The sequence below is a fragment of the Alphaproteobacteria bacterium genome (assembly GCA_039980135.1).
In the GTDB taxonomy this organism is placed as follows: domain Bacteria; phylum Pseudomonadota; class Alphaproteobacteria; order UBA6615; family UBA6615; genus UBA8079.
On record JBDXCV010000009.1, the window covers coordinates 134,007 to 152,096 of the forward strand.

Here is an 18,090-nt window from a genome sequence, read left to right on the forward strand (position 1 = left end):
CCCATCCGGCTCTCACATTGACTCCCCCGCCACAAAGATTACAATGTTCCCGTCTTGTTCACGGTGACAGGTCGCCAACATTTAGTGTTTACTGAATGTTACGGCTCTAGATGTTGTGGGTTATGCAGGTTTTCCACTGAAAACTGCCCACAAGGTGTGGAGCGCCTGGATTATCGCGTGGAGGGGGCCTTTATAAATGGACGGATCAACCGGGATTCCGACTGAAAACAGCGCTGTGGAAAAGGCGCTCAAAGTGGAAGAAAACAAGGAAATGGACCTGTTTGATTCGCTCGATTTGGAGCCGTCCGAGGCGGAGACCGAGGAACGGGCAGCCGAATCCGAAGCGCAACCGGATGTGGATAACGACCTCGTCGGCAAGGACGACGAGACCGCGAACGTCTACCAGACCGATCGCGTCCGTATCCTGATCGATCCGGCGCGTGACGCCAACCTGACGGCCTTCGGCAAGGAAACCCTGGAAGACCGCTACCTTCTGAACGACGAGAAGGGCTCGCCCCAGAAGCTGTTCGCCCGCGTCGCGTGTCACTACGCCGACGATTCGGCTCATGCCCAGCGCATCTACGATTACATCTCGAACCTCTGGTTCATGCCGGCCACGCCTGTTCTTTCCAATGGCGGCACCCAGCGCGGCCTGCCGATCTCCTGCTTCCTCAACGAAGCCTCCGATTCGCTCGAGGGCATCGTCGATCTGTGGAACGAGAATGTCTGGCTCGCCGCGCGCGGCGGCGGCATCGGCAGCTACTGGGGCAACCTGCGCTCCATCGGCGAGCAGGTCGGTCACAACGGCAAGACTTCGGGCGTCGTCCCGTTCATCCGGGTGATGGATTCGCTCACCCTGGCCATCAGCCAGGGCTCACTGCGGCGCGGCTCGGCGGCGGTCTATCTGCCGATCGACCATCCCGAGATCGAGGAGTTCATCGAGATCCGGCGCCCCACCGGCGGCGATCCGAACCGCAAGGCCCAGAACCTGCATCATGGTGTGCTGGTGTCGGACGCGTTCATGCGCGCCGTCGAGGCCGACGAGGACTGGGCGCTGGTCAGCCCGAAGGACCGCGCGCCGATCGCCACGGTCAAGGCGCGCAGCCTGTGGATCCGCCTGCTGACGGCGCGGATCGAGACGGGCGAGCCCTACATCGTCTATTCCGACACCGTGAACAGCAATGTGCCCGAGCATCAGAAGCTCGCGGGCCTGACGGTCAAGACGTCGAACCTGTGCTCCGAGATCACCCTGCCCACGGGCCTGGATCATCTCGGCAATGACCGCACCGCCGTGTGCTGCCTGTCGTCGCTGAATGTCGAGAACTTCATCGAATGGAAGGACCACCCGACCTTCATCGAGGATGTGATGCGCTTCCTCGACAATGTGTTGCAGGACTTCATCGACAACGCGCCCGACCATTTCACCAAGGCCAAGTATTCCGCCGCGCGCGAGCGCTCGGTCGGGCTCGGCATCATGGGCTTCCACTCGTTCCTGCAGGAACAGATGGTGCCGTTCGAATCCGCCGTCGCGAAGGCGTGGAACAAGAAGATGTTCAAGCATATTCGCGGCCAGGCTGACGAAGCCTCGAAGACGCTCGCGGCCGAACGCGGGGCCTGCCTCGACGCCGCCGATTACGGCATCGAGGAGCGCTTCTCCAACAAGATGGCGATCGCGCCGACCGCGTCGATCTCGATCATCTGCGGCGGCGCCTCGCCGGGCATCGAGCCGATCGCGGCCAACAGCTTCACCCACAAGACCCTGTCGGGCTCGTTCAACGTGCGCTCCAAGGCGCTGCAGAGCCTGCTCGCCGAGAAGGGTCAGAACACGGACGAGACCTGGTCGTCGATCACGGCCAATGAGGGCTCGGTCCAGCATCTGGATTTCCTGACCCAGGACGAGAAGGACGTGTTCAAGACGGCCTTCGAGATCGATCAGCGCTGGGTCATCGACCTGGCCGCCGACCGCTCGCCGGAGATCTGCCAGTCCCAGTCGCTCAACGTCTTCCTGCCGGCGGACGTGCACAAGCGCGACCTGCACCAGATTCATTTCCAGGCGTGGAAGAAGGGTGTGAAGAGCCTCTACTACTGCCGCTCGAAATCCCTGCAGCGCTCCGAGAGCGTGGCCGCACTGGTGCCGGTGACGGCGGACGACGAGGCCGACCGCGCCGCGGCAAGCCGCAACGATTACGAAGAGTGTCTCGCCTGCCAGTAGGCAAGTGACAAAATACCGATGCGTAACGCCCCGGGCCGCCCCTGAAAATTGGCTGCGCCGGGGCCTCGCATCCGAGGGAGAGGAAAGAGGATCATGTCGCTTCTCGAAGAGCGCGTTCAGTACAAGCCGTTCAGCTATCCGTGGGCCTATGACGCCTGGCTGATGCAGCAGCGTGTCCACTGGTTGCCCGAAGAGGTGCCGCTGGCCGACGATGTGAAGGACTGGCACCGCACCCTGAACAATTCCGAGCGCAACCTGCTGACCCACATCTTCCGCTTCTTCACCCAGGCCGATGTGGAAGTGAACAACTGCTACATGAAGCACTACTCGCAGGTGTTCAAACCCACCGAGGTGCAGATGATGCTGGCGGCGTTCTCCAATATCGAGACCGTCCATATCTCCGCCTACTCCCATCTGCTCGACACGATCGGCATGCCCGAGACCGAGTATTCGGCGTTCCTGAAGTATCAGCAGATGAAGGACAAATACGACTACATGCAGGAGTTCGGCATCTCGACGAACCGGGACATCGCCAAGACGCTGGCGATGTTCGGCGCGTTCACCGAGGGCCTGCAGCTTTTCGCGTCCTTCGCGATCCTGATGAACTTCCCGCGCTTCAACAAGATGAAGGGCATGGGCCAGATCGTCACCTGGTCGGTGCGCGACGAGAGCCTGCACACCGCCTCGATCATCAAGCTGTTCCGCACCTTCATCAACGAGAACCCGGAAATCTGGGACGAAGAGTTCCAGCGCGAGCTCTATGTGGCCTGCGAGACCGTCCTGAACCATGAGGACGCCTTCATCGACCTGGCGTTCGAGATGGGCGGCATCGAGGGGCTCGAGGGCCGCGAGGTGAAGCAGTATATCCGCTACATCGCCGACCGCCGCCTGTCCCAGCTGGGTCTGCAGCCGGTGTACCGGATCGAGAAGAACCCGCTGCCCTGGATGGAAGAGATGCTCAACGGCGTCGAGCATGCGAACTTCTTCGAGAACCGGGCGACGGAATATTCCAAGGCCGCCACCGAAGGCAGCTGGGAAGAGGCCTTCGAGTAGGCTGAAGCCCCATCTTCGTCATGCCCGGACTTGATCCGGGCATCTCGCCTCACCGCATTGCCAATCGAATACCAACAGAGATGCGCGGATCTAGTCCGCGCATGACGGCGTTTGTTCATGTTTCAAGCGTGGTAGAAATCATCCCATGACCCCCGACCAGATCATCATCTTCGCCATCCTCGGCTTTTCCCTCGTGTTCTTCATGTGGGGCCGCTGGCGTTATGACATCGTGGCCTTCACCGCGCTGATCCTCGCCGTGATCGGTGGCGTGGTGCCGACCGACCTGGCGTTCCGGGGCTTCGGCCACCCGGCGGTGATCACGGTCGCCGCGGTGCTGGTGATCAGCCGCACGCTGCAGGTCTCCGGCGTCATCGACCTGATCGCCGGCGCCGTCCTGCGGATGGCAAAGAGCCAGGGCAGTCAGATGACCGCCCTGTCGGGCATCGGTGCCGTGCTGTCGGCCTTCATGAACAATGTCGGTGCGCTGGCGCTGCTCATGCCGCTGGCGCTGCGCCTGTCCGAGCGCCCCTCGGCCGTGCTGATGCCGCTATCGTTTGCCACCATCCTCGGCGGCTTGGTCACCCTGATCGGCACCCCACCGAATATTATCGTCGCGACCTTCCGCACGGATGTAACCGGCGAGCCGTTTGCGCTGTTTGATTTTGCCTTCGTCGGCCTGCCCATCGCGCTGATCGGGCTGATCTTCGTCCTGGTGATCGGCTGGCGATTGCTCCCCTCGGACCGGACCGGGCGACGCTCGGCCGAGGAGATGTTCGATCTGGATTCCTACGTGGTCGAGGTCAACGTCGATGCGGAATCCGAATTCATCGGCAAGACCGTGCGCGACCTCGAGGCGCTGGACGAGGACCGCTCCATCGTCGTCGGGCTGCTCCGGGAAGATTCACGACGCCTGACCTATATCCAGAATGAGCGGCTGCGTGCCGACGACACGCTGCTTCTGCGCGTGGACCCGGCGACCCTCGACGACCTGCTCAAGAAAGGCGGGCTGACGCTCACCGGCAGCGAGCATCTCGAAGAGCAAAACATCCGCTCCGACCAGGTCGGCACCGTCGAAGCGGTTGTCCAGCCCGGCTCCCGGATCGAGGGGCGCAGCCCGCAAACACTTGGCATGCGCCGGCGGTTCGGCGTCGCCCTCCTGGCTCTCGCCCGGGAAGGCCAGCCGGTCCGCGAACGCCTGGCACGCACCCAGTTTCGCGCCGGCGACGTACTGCTGCTCCAGGGCAATGAGGAGGAGCTCACCGACGCCGTCGCCGAAATGGGTTGCCTGCCGCTCGCCGAGCGGCGGCTGACGGTCGGCAAACCGCGCGCCGTGCTGATCCCCATCCTAATCTTCACGGCCTCCGTTCTGTCGACCGTGATGGGTTGGACGCCGGTCCATGTGTCATTCGCCGCCGCCGTGGTGGCGCTGATCCTGCTCAACCGGATCAGCGCCAACGAGGCCTACCAGACGATCGAATGGCCGGTCATCGTGCTGCTTGGGGCGATGATCCCACTGGGCAATGCGCTCCAGTTCACCGGCGGCACCCAGCTGATTGCCGAAAGCATCGTCGGCCTGTCCGGCAGCATCCCCATCTGGGCGGTGCTGACCATCGTGCTGGTCGTGACCATGACCCTGTCGGACCTGATGAACAACGCCGCCACGGCCATCGTCATGGCGCCGATCTCGGTCGCGATCGCGAACCAGCTCGGGGTCAATGCCGACCCGTTCCTGATGGCGGTCGCCATCGGCGCTTCCTGCGCCTTCCTGACCCCGATCGGGCATCAGAACAACGTGCTGGTGATGGGCCCGGGCGGCTACCGCTTCGGCGACTACTGGCGCATGGGCCTGCCGCTTGAGATCATCATCGTCGCCACGTCGGTACCGCTGATCCTAATCTTCTGGCCGCTTTAGCTCTGTAAAATCGTGATGCGCGGACTTGATCCGCGCATCTTGTCCCCGCCGAAGAAGAGATACCCGGGCCAAGCCCGGGTATGACGTTTAAGATCTTGGCGTACGGTCGGCTCGCCGTGTTCGTGACAGGCCGTGACTATTCCCCCTAAACTCAACATCGGAGGGAACAGCATGCAAACCATCGACATCAGCCCGGAAGAAATGGCGCCGCACATCGCACGCTTCAATGAACAGGAATCCCAGTCGGCGCATTATGCCGCGGACACCGGCATCCCGCGCGAAGCCTATGAGATCATGGCGGCCGAAACGCTCTACCTGATGATGGCGCCCGAGAACCAGGGCGGGCCGATGGCCCAGAGGCCCGCCGTCAGCGGCGACAGCGGCACGAGCGTGATCATCGCGCGCTGCCCGCCGGGCGACAAACCCTTGCTGCACGCCCATCACTTCACCGTCGAGAGCTTCATGTGCCTGACCGGCAAGTTCCGAATCCGCTGGGGCAGCGCGGGCGAACAGGAGATCGACCTGGAGCCCCATGACATGATCGCCGTACCTCCGGGCGTGGACCGGCAGTTCGAGAACATCACCGACGAAGAGGCGCTGCTGCTGGTGATCATCAACGGCGAAGGCGATGAGGATTTCTCGGACATCTCGATGCCGCCGGGCGAGACAGACTTCATGCGCGAAAAATTCGGTCAGGACGTCCTCGACGCCTACGCGAAGATCGGCACCGCCTGGCGCCACGCCGACGGCAGCATCAGCGGCCCGCAGGTGCCCGCCCCCATCGAGATTTCGGATGCACAGATGGCGACACGCATCGCGCGCATTGCGGACATGCAGCCGCTGTCGGCCACGTCGGGGGATTCCATCGGCGTGCCGCGTGAGGCGCGCGAGATGGTCGCGGCGAAGAACCTCTATCTGCTGATGGCGCCCGAGAATCAGGGCGGCCCCATGGCACATCACGCGGCGATCCAGGGTCCGGACAATATCAGTGTGCTGATCGCCGATTGCCCGCCGGGCGACCGCCCTCTGCTGCATGCCCATCACCACACGGTCGAGACCTTCATGTGCCTGACCGGTCGTTTTCGCATTCGCTGGGGCGAAGAGGGCCAGGACCATATCGACCTCGACCCCTACGACATGATCGCCGTGCCGCCCGGCGTCGATCGCCAGTTCGAGAATATCTCGGACGACGACGCGCGGCTGCTGGTGGTGATCACCGGCAGATCGCGCGAGGACTACAACGACATCTCGTTGCCACCACAATCGACGGCGATCATCCGCGAGCGCTTCGGTCAGGACGTCATCGACGCGTATGGCCAGAACGGGGTGACGGTCCGGGAGGGGTAGTATGACGGTCATACGCGGACTTGATCCGCGTATCTCGGCACCACCTGATGTGAGATGCCCGGATCAAGTCCGGACATGACGATTTAAGGTGAAGGGGCGGGTTTGAATCCCGCCCGAAACCGAGTCTCTAAATCAAATCCTCGAGGGTGCGCTGCTGCTCGGGCTTCCAGCCGACCAGCACCCCCGCACCGGTCTCGATCACCGGGCGCTTGATCAGGGTCGGGTTCTCCGCCATCAGCTGCAGGCCGATATCCTCGGTGACGTTGTCGCGGATGACCTGATCGAGGTTCCGCCAGGTGGTGCTGCCGCGGTTGAGCAGGACTTCCCATCCCACTTCCATCGCCCATTCGGTGAGCTTGTCGCTGTCGACACCGTCGGCGCGGACGTCGAGGAAACGGTGTGGCGTCTCGCGACGCTCCAGCCATTTCAATGCCTTCTTGGTCGTGTCGCAGCTCTTCAGGCCGTAGACCGTCAGCATATCGGCGTCCTCTCGTAAATACGGGTTTGGTGGTTTGGCGCGCTCGACGGGGCGCGCTAACCTGTCGTGTAACACGCGGATATAGGAATATCCGAGTCCCGGACAAGTCATCGAAATGTCAGATAGCACTCAAACACATATCAGACCCGCCGCAATCGCGGGGACGTTCTACCCCGCCGAGCCCGACGCGCTCACGCGCATGGTCGATGCCTGCATGGCCGGCGCACGGGACAACGGGCTGGCGCCCAAGGCGCTGATCGCGCCCCATGCGGGCTATATCTATTCCGGGCCCATCGCGGCCAGCGCCTACCAAACCGTCGCCGACCGGGCGGGCGAGATCAGCCGGGTCGTGCTGCTCGGCCCGCCCCACAAGGTGGCGGTGCGAAAATTCTGCGTGCCGTCCGCGCATGCATTCCGCACGCCGCTGGGAGATGTGCCCATCGATTCGGCCGGCATCGCGACGGCCCTGACGGTGCCGGGTGTCGAGCAATCGGACATCCCCCATGCCGAGGAACACAGCCTGGAGATCCACCTGCCCTTCCTGCAGCGGGTGCTCGGGGATTTCACACTGGTCCCGGTGATCGTCGGCGGGCCATCACCCGACGAGACCGACGCGCTGCTCAAGGCGCTGTGGGGCGGCCCGGAGACCCTTGTGCTGATCAGCTCGGACCTCAGCCACTACCACGACTATGACGCGGCCAACCGGCTCGATCAGGGATTCCGGCGGTCCATCGAGACACTCAGCCCCGACAAGATCGAGGACGAACAGGCCTGCGGGCGGTTCCCGGTCAAGGGTCTGCTCGCGCGCGCCCACGCGCTCGACCTGCGGGTCACGACGCTGGACGTCCGCAATTCCGGCGACACCGGCGGGCGCGACCATCGCGACCGCGTGGTTGGGTATGGCGCCTGGGCGCTGGAATACGCGTCCACCGCCCGCCTGCCCGACGACGACCGGGCCATGCTGATCGATGGCACGAAACGCTCCATCGCCAACGGGCTGCGCACCGGGCGCCCGGCCGAGGTGCAGCATGGCAGCTTTTCGCCGGCACTGGAGACCTACCGCGCCGCCTTCGTGACGCTGACGCTCAATGAAAGGTTGCGCGGCTGCGTCGGCAGCATCCTGCCGCACCGCTCGCTGATCGCCGACGTGGCCGGGAACGGTTACAAGGCGGCCTTCGGCGACCCGCGATTTCCGAAGCTGACAGCCGAGGAAGCCGCGATGATGGATGTCTCGGTCTCGATCCTGTCCCACCCGCGACCGATCGCGTTTGCCTCCGAGGCCGAGGCGGTCGACGCGCTCCAGCCCGATGTCGACGGGGTGATCCTGCAGGCAACGGACGCGGACGGGCACACGCGACGCGGCTTGTTCCTGCCCCAGGTCTGGGCGCAGGTGCCCGCGGCGGATCAGTTCCTGCGCCACCTGAAGGCCAAGGCAGGACTGCCGCAGGACCATTGGGACGATTCGATCCGCCTGTGGCGCTACACCACCGAGACGTTCCACTAGTATCCAAAAGAACATGTCATGACCGGACTTGATCCGCGTATCTCGAGACACCCTCATGGTTCGCTTGTCGTCGTATGGGGGTGAACGGACGGGTCGCAGACCCGCCCCTACATTGTGCTGCGGTGTTCCGTAGGAGCGGGTTTCAAACCCGCCCGTAAGCCACAGCACGTCCGGGCATGACGCTATGATTGGTTGCCCGAACACGGATCACACCGCTAGGATTCCACCTCAATTCAGGCTGGGGGCCTTCATATGAGTGACGTGACGGAAGCACGCAACCGCCGCAAGGTGATCGCCGCCGGTATCACCGGCAATGTTCTGGAATGGTACGACTTTGCGGTTTACGGCTTCTACGCGCCGATCATCGGCCGGCTGTTCTTCCCCTCCGACGACCCGACCGTCTCGCTGATCGCCTCCTTCGGCGCGTTCGCCGCCGGGTTCATGATGCGCCCGATCGGCGGTTTCGTGTTCGGCTATATCGGCGACAAGATCGGCCGCAAACGCGCGCTCGTGCTGTCCGTCATGCTGATGGCGATCCCCACCGGCGTGATCGGCATCCTGCCCGACCACGCCACCATTGGTGTCGCCGCGGCCTTCCTCATGGTGGCGATGCGCATGCTCCAGGGCCTGTCGGTCGGCGGCGAATACACCGGCTCGATCGTCTATCTGGCCGAGCATTCCCCGACCCGTCGCCGCGGCTTCTTCACCAGCTGGACGCTATTCGGCGCGGTCGGCGGCATCCTGCTCGGCTCGGGCGTCAGCGCGCTGGTCAGCGAATTCATGTCGGCCGAAGACGTCTCGGCCTGGGGCTGGCGCCTGCCGTTTTTGGGCGGCATCCTGGTCGGCGTGGTCGGCCTGGTGATCCGCCGTCACCTGCCGGACATGCCCGAGGACGACGCGGCCGACAAACCGAAGAACCCGGTCATCGAGGCGCTGACAACCCAGTGGCAGGCCATGCTCAAGGTCATCGGCTTCAACATCATCAACGCCGTCGGCTTCTACATGATGTTCGTCTATGTGGTGACCTGGCTGATCAAGCAGGTGAAGGAGCCGCGCTCCGACGCGCTCGACATCAACACCATCTCCATGGCTGTTCTGCTGGTGCTGATCCCGCTGTTCGGCGCCTTGTCCGACCGGATCGGCCGCAAGCCGCTGCTGATGTTCGGCGCGGGCGGTATCGCCCTTCTCGGCTACCCGCTGATCTGGCTGATGCACCATCCGGACTTCGAGATGATCCTCGCCGGACAACTCGGCTTCGCGGTGCTGATCGGCGCCTATTTCGGCGGCGCGCCGGCGGCCCTGACGGAGATGTTCCCGCGCCGGGTCCGGGTGAGCGCGCTGTCGGTCGGCTACAATGTGGGGCTTGCCATCTTCGGCGGCACGACGCCGCTGGTCGCGACCTGGCTCATCGCCCGGTCCCACAACGATCTATCGATCGCCTGGTACCTGATCGCCTGCGCGGTCGTGTCGTTCGCCGTGGTGCTGACCCTGAAGGAGACGGCGGGCAAACCGCTGCCGGATTAGAAGCCCACCCAATGATTATCGTCATGCCCGCGCAGGCGGGCATCCATAAACGCCACAGCCAGCCGGGTGAACCGCCTGTGATTATGGGTCCCCGCCTTCGCGGGGACGACGAGTTGGGCTAGCTCCGCAGCTCCACCGGCTTGCGCTTGCGGCCCCAGTTCCCTGGTGCGGCGTCGAACACGCCGGGGATACGCGTCCCGCAGTTCGCACACGCTCCGCCGGTGTTCCCCACCGGGGTGATGTTCCACTCGCTGAGTTCGTACCACTCGCGGCCGATCGTCCGCGCCGCGCAGTTCGGGCAGTAGCTGCTCTGCCGGCCCTTGTCGTGGACATTGCCGGTGTAGACATAGTTCACCCCGGCTTCGAGCGCGATCCGGCGCGCCCGGGCCAGCGTTTCGTGAGGCGTGGCCGGCGTGTCCATCATCTTCCAGTCGGGATGAAAGGCCGAGAAATGCACCGGCACATCGGGGCCGAGATTCTCGACGATCCAGGCGGACATCGCCGCCAGTTCCGCCGGGTCGTCATTCTGGCCGGGGATGATCAGGTTGGTGATCTCGAGCCAGCAATCGGTCTCGTGGCGGATATAGACCAGCGTGTCGAGCACATCGGCGAGCGAGGCAGTGCAGAGCTGCTGGTAGAAATCCTCGGTGAAACCCTTTAGGTCCACATTCGCCGCATCCATCTGGTGGAAAAACTCCGCTCGGGGTTCGGGCGTGATGTAGCCCGCCGTCACCGCGACCGTGCGTACGCCGACCTCGCGGCAGGCCTGGGCCACGTCGACGGCGTATTCGAGGAAGATCACCGGGTCGTTGTAGGTAAACGCAACCGACCGGCAGCCATGCTCGGCCGCCGCTTTCGCAATCGCCGCGGGCATCGCCTGATCGGCCAGGGTATCGAATTCCCGGCTCTTGGAGATGTCCCAGTTCTGGCAGAATTTGCACGTCAGGTTGCAGCCTGCCGTGCCGAAGCTCAGGACCGGCGTGCCCGGCAGAAAATGGTTGAGCGGCTTCTTCTCGATCGGATCGATGCAATAGCCCGAGGAGCGGCCATAGGTCGTGAGCACGATCTGATCGTCTTCGCGTGCGCGCACAAAACACAGCCCGCGCTGTCCGTCGTTCAGCTTGCAGAAACGCGGGCACAGATCGCACTGGATGCGTCCGTCGTCGAGCGGATGCCAGTAGCGCCCGGGGAAATCACCCGGGGCGTCCCCGGATTCTGGTGTTCTCTGTTCGCTTTCTGCGGCCATCACGGGCAAAGAATAACAGAGTATTTGCGCCGGAGGGCTTGGTCTCGACGGATCAAGTCGCATATCATCCTCGCAACGTATTCATACATTCAGATCAAGCCTCCAAGAGGACCTCTCATGGGCCAGTTCGGCATCGGTCAATCCGTCACGCGTATCGAAGACCTCCGGCTCCTGACCGGCGGCGGCACCTACGCGGATAATGTGCAGCTCGACAATGAGAGCCATGCCTTCGTGCTGCGCTCCCCCCACGCCCATGCCGAGCTCGGCGCGATCGATACGGCCGCCGCAGAAACGGCACCCGGCGTGCTTCTGGTACTCACGGGCGCGGATCTGGCGGGCGACAACATCAGCCCCATGCCGTGCATGTTCCCGGTCACCAACCTTGATGAAACCGACAACGTGAAGCCCGAGCGGCCGCTTCTGGCCCAGGGCAAGGTCCGTCATGTCGGCCAGCCGGTGGCGCTCATCGTGGCAGAAACGCTCGATCAGGCGCGTGACGCCGCCGATCTGATCGAAGTCGACTACACCCCGCTCGCCGCTTCGACCGACACCTTCCGCACGACCCAGGACGGGGCGGCGCAAATTCACGACGACGCGCCGAACAACATCTGCTTCGACTGGGGCAAGGGCGATCAGGCGGCCACCGAGGCGGCGTTTGCCAAGGCCGCCCATGTCACCACGCTGGAGCTGACGAACAACCGGATCATCGTCAATCCGATGGAGCCGCGCGCGGCCATCTGCGACTACGACACCGCGAGCGACCGGCTGACCCTCTACACCTCGTCGCAGGGTACCCATGTCATCCGCGACGCGCTGGCCGGCAGCATCCTCAACATCGACAAGGAACGGCTGCGGGTCGTCACCGGCGACGTCGGGGGCGGTTTCGGCATGAAGATTTTCCCCCATCCCGAGCAGCCGCTCGTGACCTGGGCCGCCATGAAACTTAAGCGTGCCGTGCGCTGGACGTCGGAACGCAGCGAGGGCTTCCTGTCGGATATCCAGGGCCGCGACCATGTCACCAAGGCCGAGGTGGCCTGCGATGGCGACGGCAGGTTCCTCGGGCTGCGGGTCACGACCTACGCCAATCTCGGGGCCTACCTGTCCCATTTCGGCACCTACATACCCACCGAGGCCGGCACGACGATGCTCAACGGCCTGTACGCCTTCCCGGCGGTCTGGGCCAACGTGAAGGGCGTGTTCTCCAACACCGTGCCGACAGACGCCTATCGGGGCGCCGGCCGTCCCGAGGCGATCTACTGCATCGAGCGCCTGGTAGACAAATGTGCGCGCGAGCTTGGCCTGTCGCCCGACGAAATCCGGCGGCGCAACTTCATCCGGCCCGACAAGCTTCCGTTCGAAACCGCCTTCGGTGAGATCTATGACAGCGGCAATTTCACCGCGATCATGGAAGAAGGCATGAAGCAGGCCGACTGGGCGGGTTTCCCGGCACGCAAGGCCGAGAGTGCCAGGCAGGGCAAGCTGCGCGGCATCGGCATGGCGACCTATGTGGAGAAATGCGGCGGCGGCAATGCCGAAGTTGCCGATGTGCGCATCGATTCCGACAACGAAATCATCACCTTCTACATCGGCACCATGTCGAATGGGCAGGGCCACGACACATCCTACAAGCAGATCATGTCCGACCGGCTGGGCATCGACACCGACCAGATGGTCATGGTGCAGGGCGACAGCGATATCGTGCCGCCGGGCCTGACCGGCGGATCGCGTTCGGTCACGGTCGGCGGCGTCGCCGTCGCCAAGTCGTCGGAGGAAATCATCGAGAAGGGCCGCGCGGTCTCGGCGCACATGATGGAGGCCGCCGAGGCCGACATCGAATATGCCGCCGGCACCTTCCGCGTGGCCGGTACGGACCGGACCATGTCCCTGTTCGAGGTCGCCAGGGCAGCAAACGACCCGGCGAACCTGCCGGACGACATGGAACCGGGGCTCGATACGTCCGTCTCCCACACGCCCGATGCGGCGACCTTCCCCAACGGCTGCCATATCTGCGAGATCGAGATCGATCCGGACACGGGCATCCCGGAAATCCAGCGCTACACCGTGGTCGATGATTTCGGCGACACGATCAACCCATTGCTGATCGAGGGCCAGGTGCATGGCGGGGTCGTGCAGGGCGTCGGACAGGCGCTGCACGAGCACACGATCTATGACGAAGAGTCGGGCCAGCTCGTCTCGGGCTCGTTCATGGATTACCGCATGCCGCGCGCCGATGACGTGCCCCGGTTCGCGTTTTCCATGCGTAACGAGAAGTGCACGACCAACCCGCTGGGCATCAAGGGCACCGGCGAGGCCGGCGCCATCGGCGCCCCGCCGGCCGCGATCAGCGCCATCGTCGATGCATTGTCGAGCGATGGCGGGTTCCCCGATGTGGACATGCCGGCGACGCCGGACGTCATCTGGGCGCTTGCCAACCGACCGCTCGCGGCCGAGTAGCACCCACGCCGACGCCAACCGCACAACACCGAACACCGGAAAGACAAATCATGACTTCTGACCCGGCGCGCCTGATCCCCGCGGTTCGCGACCTCGCCTACGCGGCGGGAGACGCGATCCTCGAAATATACGGCACCGATTTCGACAGCACCCGCAAGGATGACGGCTCCCCCCTGACCCTGGCCGACACGGCCTCCGAGTCCATCATCGTCCCCGGCCTGCGCGCACTCACACCCGAGATTCCTGTGATCTCCGAGGAAGAATTCGCCAACGGCGAGAGCCCGACGGATATCGGCGACCGGTTCTGGCTCGTGGACCCCCTCGACGGCACCCGGGAGTTCCTCAAGCGTAACGACGAGTTCACGGTCAATATCGGTCTGGTCGATGGCGGCGTGCCCCGCGTGGGCATTCTCTACGCGCCCGCCCTCGACCTGATGTATGCCGGGGCCACCGGCGTAGGCGCGACCCTGATCGAAGGCCAAGACGGGGCGCGCGGCGAAGAACACGCCATCAGCTGTCGCGAAATTCCTGACGAAGGCATGGATGTGCTGGTCAGCCGCTCCCACGCGGTCAACGACAAGCTCGAGGCCTATCTGGCCGACATGAACGTCCGGAACCGTGTCCCCCAGGGCAGCGCCCTGAAGTTCGGGCGTCTGGCCGCCGGCGAGGCGGATATCTACCCCCGCTTCGGCCCGACCTGTGAATGGGACACGGGCGCGGGACACGCGATCGTGCTCGCCGCCGGCGGATCGCTCGAGACATTCGACGGCACGCCGCTGCCCTACAGCAAGCCCAAATATCTCAACCCCGGCTTCGTCGCGTTCGGCCGCCGCTGAGACGCCCCGGCTGTGGATCGCATCGAACCGGCGAATGACGATACGCTCAAAAGCGCCGCGAACAGGCTGCGCGAAGGCGGTCTCGTCGCGTTCCCGACCGAGACGGTCTATGGGCTGGGCGCCGACGCGCGTAACGACGACGCCGTTGCGCGTATTTTTGCCGCGAAAGAACGGCCGAGCTTCAACCCGCTGATCGTGCATGTCGAGGGACTTGCCACCGCGCGCGCACTCGGCGAGATCAACGAACCCGCCGCCACCCTCGCCGCGCACTTCTGGCCGGGACCCATCAGCTTCGTCGTCCCGCGGCTACCGGATTCCGGCCTGTCATTTCTGGTGAGCGCCGGCCTGGACACGGTCGCGCTGCGCGCGCCGGCCCATCCGCTTTCCCGCGATCTGCTCGCGCGTTTCGGTGGCCCCATTGCCGCCCCCAGCGCCAACCGCGCGGGCGAAGTCAGTCCGACATCGGCAGCTCATGTGGCGGACTCCCTCGGCGACGCGCCGGATCTAATCATGGACGGCGGCCCCTGCATGGTCGGGCTCGAATCCACGGTGATCGACCTCTGCAACACACGTCCCGCGATCCTGCGCCACGGGGCGGTGACCCGCGAACAGCTTGAAGAGATACTCGGGCCGATCGACGATGCGAGCGTGGCCGAACCCGGCACGGCGCCACGTTCGCCCGGTCAGATCGCCAAACACTACGCGCCGTCGATCCCCCTGCGGATCAACGCGACGGAAGTCAGGCCGGACGAGGCCTTCGTGTTCTTCGGTGACCCACTTGCGGGTAATGCGGCTGCCACCCGCAACCTCAGCCCGTCCGGCGACATAATCGAGGCCGCCGCCCGGCTGTTCGCGACATTGCGCGAACTCGATCGTCCGGAATTCGCGGGAATCGCCGTGGCGCCGGTGCCTGAAACGGGTATCGGGCGGGCAATCAACGACCGCCTGCGCCGCGCCGCAACCGCGCACAAGGGTTGAGACGAACACGACGCGCGTATTGCCCAGATCGTGCGAGAGGGCTACATCAGTCGCCATGAACAAACTCGCGACAGCCCCCGGACTGCCAGACGGCCTGCTCGACCGACTCGCCGAAATTGTCGGCGATGCCGGTATGGTCACCGACGTTTCGGACATGGAGCCCTATATCGCCGAACAGCGCGGCCTGTTTCGCGGCGAGACGCCTTGCGTGGTGCGCCCCGCCTCCACATCCGAGGTCTCGCAAGTTGTGGCGGCGTGTCACGACGCCAATGTCCCGATTGTTCCCCAGGGTGGCAACACCGGTCTTTGCGGCGGTGCCGTCGCCTCGGGCGAAGTCATCCTGAGCCTCGTCCGCATGAATAAAATCCGCGAGGTCGATCCGGTAAACTTCACCATGACCGTGGATGCGGGCTGCGTTCTGGCCAATTTGCAGGACGTTGCCGAGGAACATGACCGGTTCTTCCCGCTTAGTCTTGGTGCCGAGGGATCCTGTCAGATCGGCGGCAACCTCTCGACCAACGCCGGTGGCACGGCGGTGATCCGCTATGGCAACAGCCGCGAACTGGCGCTGGGCCTCGAAGTCGTCCTGCCCGACGGGCAGATCTGGGACGGGCTGACCGGCCTGCGCAAGAACAACACCGGCTATGACCTGAAACATCTGTTCATCGGCGCCGAGGGCACGCTCGGGATCATCACCGGCGCGGTTCTCAAGCTGTTTCCCAAGCCACGCGTCCGCAACACGGCATTCATCGCGTTGCGCGACCTCGAAGACGTTCTCGAGGTGCTCGGCCGTGCGCGCAAGGCGAGCGGTGACGCGGTTTCGGGGTTCGAACTGATCCCCCGCCTCGCCATCGATATGTCAAAGCAACACATCGAGGGCATGTTCGAGTTCCTCGAAGGCCTCCATGAATGGTACGCGCTGATCGAGTTCGAGAGCAGCGACGAGAATTCGGATTTGGGCACGGCGATGGAGAGCCTCCTCGCCACCGCCTATGACGACGGGCTGGTCGTCGATGCCACGATCGCCCAGTCGGACGCGCAGCGCGAACAGATGTGGTTCCTGCGCGAGGCCATGGTCCTGGCCCAGAAGCCCGATGGCGCGAGCATCAAGAACGACGTGTCCGTGCCCATCTCGCGGGTCCCGCAATTCATTCGCGAGGCCAATGCCGCGACGACGGAACTCTGCCCCGGCATCCGGCATCTCGCGTTCGGCCATGTCGGCGACGGGAACGTCCATTACAATCTGGCCCAGCCGGTCGATGCCGACCCGCAGGCGTTCCTCGACCGCTGGGACGAGATCACCGGCCGGGTCATCGATATCGCGCTGTCGATGCGCGGCAGCTTTTCGGCCGAGCACGGCATCGGCAAGCTCAAGGTCCACGATCTGGCCGAGCGCAAGCCGGCCGTGGAACTGGACATGATGCGCATGATCAAGAATTCGCTCGACCCCAAGGGCCTGATGAACCCCGGCAAGGTCCTATAGGGCACACGCCGCGCTCTGGTTGGTCGTCGCCCCGTTCAACGCGTCTGAAGTTTACCCTACTCGGCTAGCTGAGTCTTCCAGGATGGCCGCTGCATGGCGAAATCTTCATAAGTGAATGGTCCGGCGACGACGGGTTCGAACTTGACCTTGTCGCCCGGCGCGGCGAAGTCAGCGGCATCGACCACCTGGTCGAAGCCAGGATGCACGAACAGGGGGATCGACTGGCGGCTGGTGCCCGCACGGTTGACGACACGATGGATCGCCGACACATAGCGGTTGTTGGTCCAACGGCGAAGTAACCGGCCGACATTACATATTATTGAAGCCTGATCGGGCTCGACGGCAATCCACTCACCGTCTGGCCCTTCCACATCAAGGCCGCCGTTCCCGTCCTGAATCAGCAGCGTGATCAAGCCGCGATCCTCGTGCGGCCGCGAACCGAAATCGGTGACATCGACGATGTCGCCAGGCTCGGGGTAATGAATGATGCGCATGTTCGAATAACTGTTTTGCAGCGCGCTGACGAAGAAGTCGGGCTCGCGTCCCAGATGTAGCGCCATTGCCGAGAGTATCGTCTCTCCGACCGCAAACATTGCTTCATAGGTGTCGTGCATCGTCTCGTGAAAGCCGGGTAAATCCGGCCATGGCGTTGGCTTGTAGAAGGGCAGCTCGCCCAGCGCTTCGTCGGTCGGCGGCGTCGGGTGGCCCATACTGAAAGATTCCTGACCGGCCGGCTTTTCACCCGGATAGACCTGATCGTACATCGGCACATAGCCCCGGTTGGCCGCCTGATCACGGATCGCAAGTTTCTCGGTTTCGGGATTGGCGAAAAACGTCGTGCCTTGCGAGAACATATCCGCGACCGTTTGAGCTGGCACGCCGTGACCTGTCAAACGCATGAAACCATACTGTTCTGACGCCGCGCCGACCGCAGCCGCGATAGCGTCGCGGGCCGCGGCATTACCGCTTTCAAAACCTGAAATGTCGATCAATGGAATCGTCAATTTGCCACGCGTCATGTTTCCCCCTCCTGCATCTCTTTCATGCCCCCCCGGGCAATATT

At 63.9% G+C, this 18,090-nt stretch carries 13 protein-coding genes; 10 read left to right on the forward strand and 3 right to left on the reverse strand.

The genetic code is table 11. The features are described 5' to 3' along the window. Positions 1–271 precede the first annotated feature (271 nt). The 4 genes from ABJ363_11120 (at position 272) to ABJ363_11135 (ending at position 6,524) form a co-directional block, all read left to right on the forward strand. Positions 272–2,212 carry a ribonucleoside-diphosphate reductase subunit alpha gene (locus ABJ363_11120; GenBank protein MEP4379543.1) on the forward strand — a complete coding sequence of 647 codons (1,941 nt, stop codon included), beginning with the start codon at positions 272–274 and terminating at the stop codon, positions 2,210–2,212. Positions 2,213–2,305: 93 nt separating this feature from the next. Then, positions 2,306–3,265, forward strand: coding sequence for a ribonucleotide-diphosphate reductase subunit beta (locus tag ABJ363_11125; GenBank protein MEP4379544.1), 960 nt, complete (start codon positions 2,306–2,308; stop codon positions 3,263–3,265). A 145-nt stretch (positions 3,266–3,410) separates the two neighbouring features. Continuing rightward, entirely contained in the window at positions 3,411–5,177 is a 1,767-nt protein-coding gene (locus ABJ363_11130) for an SLC13 family permease (GenBank protein MEP4379545.1), read from the forward strand. A gap of 171 nt (positions 5,178–5,348) precedes the next feature. Beyond that, positions 5,349–6,524, forward strand: coding sequence for a cupin domain-containing protein (locus tag ABJ363_11135; GenBank protein ID MEP4379546.1), 1,176 nt, complete (start codon positions 5,349–5,351; stop codon positions 6,522–6,524). Positions 6,525–6,651: 127 nt separating this feature from the next. Here the strand turns inward: ABJ363_11135 and ABJ363_11140 are convergent, their stop codons facing one another. Continuing rightward, positions 6,652–7,002 carry a Spx/MgsR family RNA polymerase-binding regulatory protein gene (locus ABJ363_11140; protein ID MEP4379547.1) on the reverse strand — a complete coding sequence of 117 codons (351 nt, stop codon included), beginning with the start codon at positions 7,000–7,002 and terminating at the stop codon, positions 6,652–6,654. A 115-nt stretch (positions 7,003–7,117) separates the two neighbouring features. Here ABJ363_11140 and amrB point away from each other — a divergent pair, with 115 nt between their 5' ends. Continuing rightward, positions 7,118–8,506: an AmmeMemoRadiSam system protein B gene (gene amrB / locus ABJ363_11145; GenBank protein MEP4379548.1), complete on the forward strand. Its 1,389-nt coding sequence runs from the start codon at positions 7,118–7,120 to the stop codon at positions 8,504–8,506. 252 nt (positions 8,507–8,758) lie between these two features. After that, positions 8,759–10,030, forward strand: a complete 1,272-nt coding sequence (locus ABJ363_11150; protein MEP4379549.1) for an MFS transporter — start codon at positions 8,759–8,761, stop codon at positions 10,028–10,030. Between the two features lie 118 nt (positions 10,031–10,148). Here ABJ363_11150 and amrS read toward each other — a convergent pair whose 3' ends face one another. Next, positions 10,149–11,276: an AmmeMemoRadiSam system radical SAM enzyme gene (amrS, locus tag ABJ363_11155; protein MEP4379550.1), complete on the reverse strand. Its 1,128-nt coding sequence runs from the start codon at positions 11,274–11,276 to the stop codon at positions 10,149–10,151. 117 nt (positions 11,277–11,393) lie between these two features. Between amrS and ABJ363_11160 the strand changes: the two genes are divergently transcribed. From ABJ363_11160 to ABJ363_11175, 4 genes are read left to right on the forward strand one after another with little or no spacing between them, the layout of a single operon-like run. Further along, positions 11,394–13,730 (forward strand): xanthine dehydrogenase family protein molybdopterin-binding subunit, encoded by a 2,337-nt coding sequence (locus ABJ363_11160; protein ID MEP4379551.1) that lies wholly within the window; start codon positions 11,394–11,396, stop codon positions 13,728–13,730. Positions 13,731–13,780: 50 nt separating this feature from the next. Continuing rightward, complete coding sequence (cysQ, locus tag ABJ363_11165; GenBank protein ID MEP4379552.1) at positions 13,781–14,566, forward strand: 3'(2'),5'-bisphosphate nucleotidase CysQ; 786 nt, start codon at positions 13,781–13,783, stop codon at positions 14,564–14,566. Between the two features lie 12 nt (positions 14,567–14,578). Further along, the gene (locus ABJ363_11170; GenBank protein MEP4379553.1) at positions 14,579–15,544 is read left to right on the forward strand and encodes an L-threonylcarbamoyladenylate synthase; all 966 of its coding nucleotides are present in this window, start codon (positions 14,579–14,581) and stop codon (positions 15,542–15,544) included. Between the two features lie 55 nt (positions 15,545–15,599). Next, positions 15,600–17,027 carry an FAD-binding oxidoreductase gene (locus ABJ363_11175; protein MEP4379554.1) on the forward strand — a complete coding sequence of 476 codons (1,428 nt, stop codon included), beginning with the start codon at positions 15,600–15,602 and terminating at the stop codon, positions 17,025–17,027. A gap of 56 nt (positions 17,028–17,083) precedes the next feature. Here the strand turns inward: ABJ363_11175 and ABJ363_11180 are convergent, their stop codons facing one another. Next, positions 17,084–18,046, reverse strand: a complete 963-nt coding sequence (locus ABJ363_11180; GenBank protein ID MEP4379555.1) for a 2-oxoglutarate and iron-dependent oxygenase domain-containing protein — start codon at positions 18,044–18,046, stop codon at positions 17,084–17,086. Positions 18,047–18,090: the final 44 nt, after the last annotated feature.

Excerpts from the sequence above, each read along its gene's own strand:
- ABJ363_11175 (MEP4379554.1), top strand. The coding sequence starts at position 15,600 with ATGAACAAACTCGCGACAGCCCCCGGACTGCCAGACGGCCTGCTCGAC.
- ABJ363_11130 (MEP4379545.1), top strand. The coding sequence starts at position 3,411 with ATGACCCCCGACCAGATCATCATCTTCGCCATCCTCGGCTTTTCCCTC.
- amrB (MEP4379548.1), top strand. The coding sequence starts at position 7,118 with ATGTCAGATAGCACTCAAACACATATCAGACCCGCCGCAATCGCGGGG.
- cysQ (MEP4379552.1), top strand. The coding sequence starts at position 13,781 with ATGACTTCTGACCCGGCGCGCCTGATCCCCGCGGTTCGCGACCTCGCC.
- ABJ363_11135 (MEP4379546.1), top strand. The coding sequence starts at position 5,349 with ATGCAAACCATCGACATCAGCCCGGAAGAAATGGCGCCGCACATCGCA.
- amrS (MEP4379550.1), bottom strand. The coding sequence starts at position 11,276 with ATGGCCGCAGAAAGCGAACAGAGAACACCAGAATCCGGGGACGCCCCG.
- ABJ363_11125 (MEP4379544.1), top strand. The coding sequence starts at position 2,306 with ATGTCGCTTCTCGAAGAGCGCGTTCAGTACAAGCCGTTCAGCTATCCG.
- ABJ363_11150 (MEP4379549.1), top strand. The coding sequence starts at position 8,759 with ATGAGTGACGTGACGGAAGCACGCAACCGCCGCAAGGTGATCGCCGCC.
- ABJ363_11180 (MEP4379555.1), bottom strand. The coding sequence starts at position 18,046 with ATGACGCGTGGCAAATTGACGATTCCATTGATCGACATTTCAGGTTTT.
- ABJ363_11120 (MEP4379543.1), top strand. The coding sequence starts at position 272 with ATGGACCTGTTTGATTCGCTCGATTTGGAGCCGTCCGAGGCGGAGACC.
- ABJ363_11160 (MEP4379551.1), top strand. The coding sequence starts at position 11,394 with ATGGGCCAGTTCGGCATCGGTCAATCCGTCACGCGTATCGAAGACCTC.
- ABJ363_11140 (MEP4379547.1), bottom strand. The coding sequence starts at position 7,002 with ATGCTGACGGTCTACGGCCTGAAGAGCTGCGACACGACCAAGAAGGCA.